At 50.3% G+C, this 3775-nt stretch carries 5 protein-coding genes; 3 read left to right on the top strand and 2 right to left on the bottom strand.

Features of this window, described 5'->3' with window-relative positions:
- From lpdA to ACJAZW_RS15295, 3 genes are all read left to right on the top strand, one after another.
- Positions 1 to 1301 (top strand): dihydrolipoyl dehydrogenase (lpdA, locus tag ACJAZW_RS15305; RefSeq protein ID WP_415159660.1); only part of this gene is annotated, 1301 nt, incomplete at its 5' end.
- A gap of 61 nt (positions 1302 to 1362) precedes the next feature.
- On the top strand, positions 1363 to 2316 hold the full coding sequence (gene lipA, locus ACJAZW_RS15300) for a lipoyl synthase (RefSeq protein WP_415159658.1): 954 nt from the start codon (positions 1363 to 1365) through the stop codon (positions 2314 to 2316).
- Between the two features lie 14 nt (positions 2317 to 2330).
- Complete coding sequence (locus tag ACJAZW_RS15295) at positions 2331 to 2774, top strand: type II toxin-antitoxin system RatA family toxin (protein ID WP_415159656.1); 444 nt, start codon at positions 2331 to 2333, stop codon at positions 2772 to 2774.
- Here ACJAZW_RS15295 and ACJAZW_RS15290 read toward each other — a convergent pair.
- Together ACJAZW_RS15290 and ispF are read right to left on the bottom strand one after the other, a co-directional pair.
- The gene (locus tag ACJAZW_RS15290; RefSeq protein WP_415159654.1) at positions 2756 to 3259 is read right to left on the bottom strand and encodes a CinA family protein; all 504 of its coding nucleotides are present in this window, start codon (positions 3257 to 3259) and stop codon (positions 2756 to 2758) included. The two genes, ACJAZW_RS15295 and ACJAZW_RS15290, sit on opposite strands and share 19 nt — an antisense overlap.
- Positions 3260 to 3261: 2 nt before the next feature.
- Positions 3262 to 3775 (bottom strand): 2-C-methyl-D-erythritol 2,4-cyclodiphosphate synthase (gene ispF, locus ACJAZW_RS15285; protein ID WP_415159652.1); only part of this gene is annotated, 514 nt, incomplete at its 5' end.

The following is a 3775-nucleotide window of genomic DNA, read 5'->3' as shown; positions in this document are numbered from 1 at the left end:
GTATTCCAACGAAGGCTTTGTTGCGCAGCGCTGAGATTTACAGCCATATGGGCCATGCAAAAGACTTTGGCCTGAAAGCTGGTGAATTCACATTTGAGATTTCAGATGTGGTAAAACGCTCGCGCCAAATCGCCAAACAGATGAATAATGGCGTTGGTTTCTTGATGAAAAAGAACAAGATCGACGTGATTTGGGGCGAGGCAGAAATCACTAAACCGGGTGAAGTGAAGGTTGGACCTTCAACGAAACCTGTTATGGAGCCATCTGTGCCTGCGCCAAAAGGCGTTCTGCCACATGGCACTTATTCTGCAAAACATATCATCATCGCGACAGGCGCGCGTCCACGTGTCTTGCCGGGCATTGAGCCTGAAGGCAAAAATATCTGGACTTATTTTGAAGCCCTCGTGCCCCAAGACATGCCAAAATCCTTGGTGGTTATGGGCTCTGGCGCCATCGGTATCGAGTTTGCATCTTTCTACGCCTCTATGGGCGCTGATGTGACCGTGGTTGAGTTGCTGAGCCAAATTATGCCGGTTGAGGATGAAGAAATTTCAGCTCATGCCCGCAAGCGGCTTGAAAAGCGCGGAATCAAGATTTTGACTGAAGCCAAGGTGGCGAAAGTTGAGAATTCAGATGCTGGCGTTAAAGCGCATGTGGAACTCAAAGATGGGCAGAAACAAGTCATTGAAGCCGAAAAACTGATCTCAGCGGTTGGCGTTATGGCCAATGTTGAGAATATCGGCTTGGAAAATGTTGGCGTAAAAACGGAACGCGGTTTCATTGTGATTGATGGATATTGCAAAACCAATATTGACGGTATTTATGCGATTGGCGATGTGGCCGGCGCGCCGATGTTGGCCCATAAGGCCGAGCATGAAGGCGTGTTGTGCATTGAGAAAATCGCAGGCAAAGATGTTCACCCCATGAACAAAAGCCAAATTCCGGGCTGTACCTATTGTGATCCGCAGGTTGCCAGCGTTGGTTTGACCGAAAAAGCGGCAAAAGAGGCTGGTCGCGACATCCGTGTGGGGCGTTTTCCGTTCATGGGCAACGGCAAAGCGATTGCTTTGGGGGAACCAGAAGGCTTGGTGAAAACGATATTTGACAAAAATACCGGCGAATTGCTGGGCGCGCATATGGTTGGCGCGGAAGTCACCGAACTCATTCAAGGTTTTGTTATTGCAATGAATTTGGAAACGACAGAGGAAGAATTGATGCATTCAATCTTCCCGCATCCGACCTTATCCGAAATGATGAAAGAGAGTGTCCTTGACGCTTACGATCAAGCACTCAATATATAGGTCAAATCTACTGCCTTAATTTTGAGGCAGACCCGCTGTTCTGACAAAGGAGCATCCCACCGTGGTGACTTTGGTTGATAACACGAATAAAGCGCGTCCGCGCCACCCTGAAAAGGCCAATCGGCCGGACACGGAGGTTTTGCGCAAGCCAAGCTGGATCCGGGTGAAAGCACCGGGGTCTAAGGGCTATGCTGAAACCCGCAAAATCGTTAAAGACAACTCAATTGTGACGGTGTGTGAAGAAGCAGGTTGCCCAAACATTGGTGAATGTTGGGACAAAAAACACGCGACCATGATGATCATGGGCGAAATCTGCACCCGCGCTTGTGCGTTCTGTAATGTGCGCACCGGGCTGCCCACCGCGCTTGACCCCAAAGAGCCAATGAATGTGGCGAACACGGTCAAAACATTGGGGTTGAAGCACGTTGTGATCACCTCAGTTGATCGTGATGACTTGTCAGATGGAGGTGCGCAGCATTTCGTTGAGGTCATTCAAGCAGTGCGAGAAGTATCACCGGGCACCACCATTGAAGTCCTGACGCCGGATTTCTTGCGCAAAGAAGGCGCAATGGAAATGGTCGTTGCGGCCAAACCCGATGTGTTCAACCACAATCTGGAAACTGTACCGTCCAACTATTTGACGGTGCGTCCGGGTGCGCGATATTTCCATTCGATCCGCTTGTTGCAAAAAGTAAAAGAGATCGACCCGAACATGTTCACCAAATCCGGCATTATGGTTGGTCTGGGTGAAGAGCGGAATGAAATCTTGCAATTGATGGACGATTTGAGGGTGGCCAATGTCGACTTCTTGACCATCGGCCAATATTTGCAGCCCACGCGCAAGCATCACAAAGTGATGAGTTTTGTCACACCAGACGAATTCAAAGCTTATGAACGGATTGCTTATACAAAGGGGTTTTTGATGGTTTCATCGAGCCCACTAACGCGCTCCTCGCACCATGCGGGTGATGATTTTGAAAAACTGCGCAAGGCACGCGAAGCCAAGCTGAGCTAGGCAGAACGCACCCTATGACCAAAATCGATTTTCAGCGCGAGGTGCCGCACTCGCCAGAGCAAATGTTTGATCTGGTGAGTGACTTGGCGCGTTATCCGTCATTTGTGCCCAATTGTTCTGAGATGAACATCACAAATTTGCCAGAAGACGGGCAGTGTTTGGCGCTGATGCACGTCTCGTTTGGACCGATCAATCAATCATATGAAAGCAAGGTTGATTGTGATCGTGAAGCGATGACGGTAACCGCTGTCTCAGACGATGATCCATTCTCATTCCTTGAAAGCCAATGGCGGTTTACAAAGACTGAAAGCGGCTGTCACGTTGAATTTTCAGTCGAGCTTGAAATCCGCAACCGGTTTATCGCCGCGATTGCTGAACCACTTTTTGTCGAGAAGCAGCGCGAAGTTGTTGATGCGTTTGTGGAACAAGCAGGACGGCTTTACGGCAATCCCAGCTGATCAACGCAGGCTAACACCAAGGTGAGGGCGACGCGCACAGTTTCTTCACGCACTTCTTCGCGGCCAATATCGCCGAACTTGCGCATGATGTGGCTGGTTTTGCTGCCATCGGAACAGGCAAAATGTACGAGGCCAATTGGCTTGTCGGCGCTGCCGCCGGTTGGCCCTGCGATGCCAGTAACTGCGATGGAAAGTGATGTTTTGGTGGCCTTTTGCGCCCCCAAAGCCATCGCGCACGCCACTTGCTTAGAGACCGCACCATGCTCTTCAATCAAGTGAGGATCGATGCCCAGCATCTCAGATTTTGCGCGATTGGAATAGGTAACAAAACCGCCGTGGACCACATCGGATGAGCCGGGAATTGCCGTCAGCGCGCCTGCAATCAACCCGCCGGTGCAGCTTTCGGCGGTGGTGAGCGTAACGCGTTTTGATGTGAGCTGTTCGATGGTGATTTGAGCCAGGTGCAAAACATCGTCTTCGAGCATCGTCAATCCTTCGCAGGCAGTTCAATGGCAATAACGGCTTGTGCGGCAATGCCTTCGCCACGCCCGGTAAAGCCTAGCTTTTCAGACGTCGTGGCTTTGACGGATACTCGGGAGATATTGACCCCGCAGATATTTGCAATATTTTGCCGCATAGCGATGCAGTGTGGACCAATTTTGGGTTGTTCGCAAATGATCGTGAGATCAATATTGATCAACCTTGCCGAGCGGGCAGATAAACGTGAAATTGCGTGTTCAAGAAACACAGCAGAATTCTTGTTTTTCCATTTATCATCAGACGGTGGAAAATGCTGCCCGATATCGCCTTCTGCTAGTGCACCATAAATTGCGTCGGTGATGGTGTGCAGGGCCACGTCGGCGTCGGAATGACCTTTGAGTTTTTTGTCGAACGGGATGCGAATGCCGCCAAGAATAACTTCATTTCCCGGCTCAAAGGCGTGCACATCATAGCCAGACCCGACACGGGTTTCGAGTTTATTGTTGTCGTTCATTCTGGAA

The organism is Maritalea sp., from assembly GCF_047634455.1.
Taxonomy (GTDB): Bacteria; Pseudomonadota; Alphaproteobacteria; order Rhizobiales; family Devosiaceae; genus Maritalea.
Note: the sequence above shows the minus strand (reverse complement) of the source record. Positions and strands in the feature narration are given on the sequence as shown.

Coding starts and splice junctions, on each gene's coding strand:
- ACJAZW_RS15290 (WP_415159654.1), bottom strand. CDS start 3,259: ATGCTCGAAGACGATGTTTTGCACCTGGCTCAAATCACCATCGAACAG.
- ACJAZW_RS15295 (WP_415159656.1), top strand. CDS start 2,331: ATGACCAAAATCGATTTTCAGCGCGAGGTGCCGCACTCGCCAGAGCAA.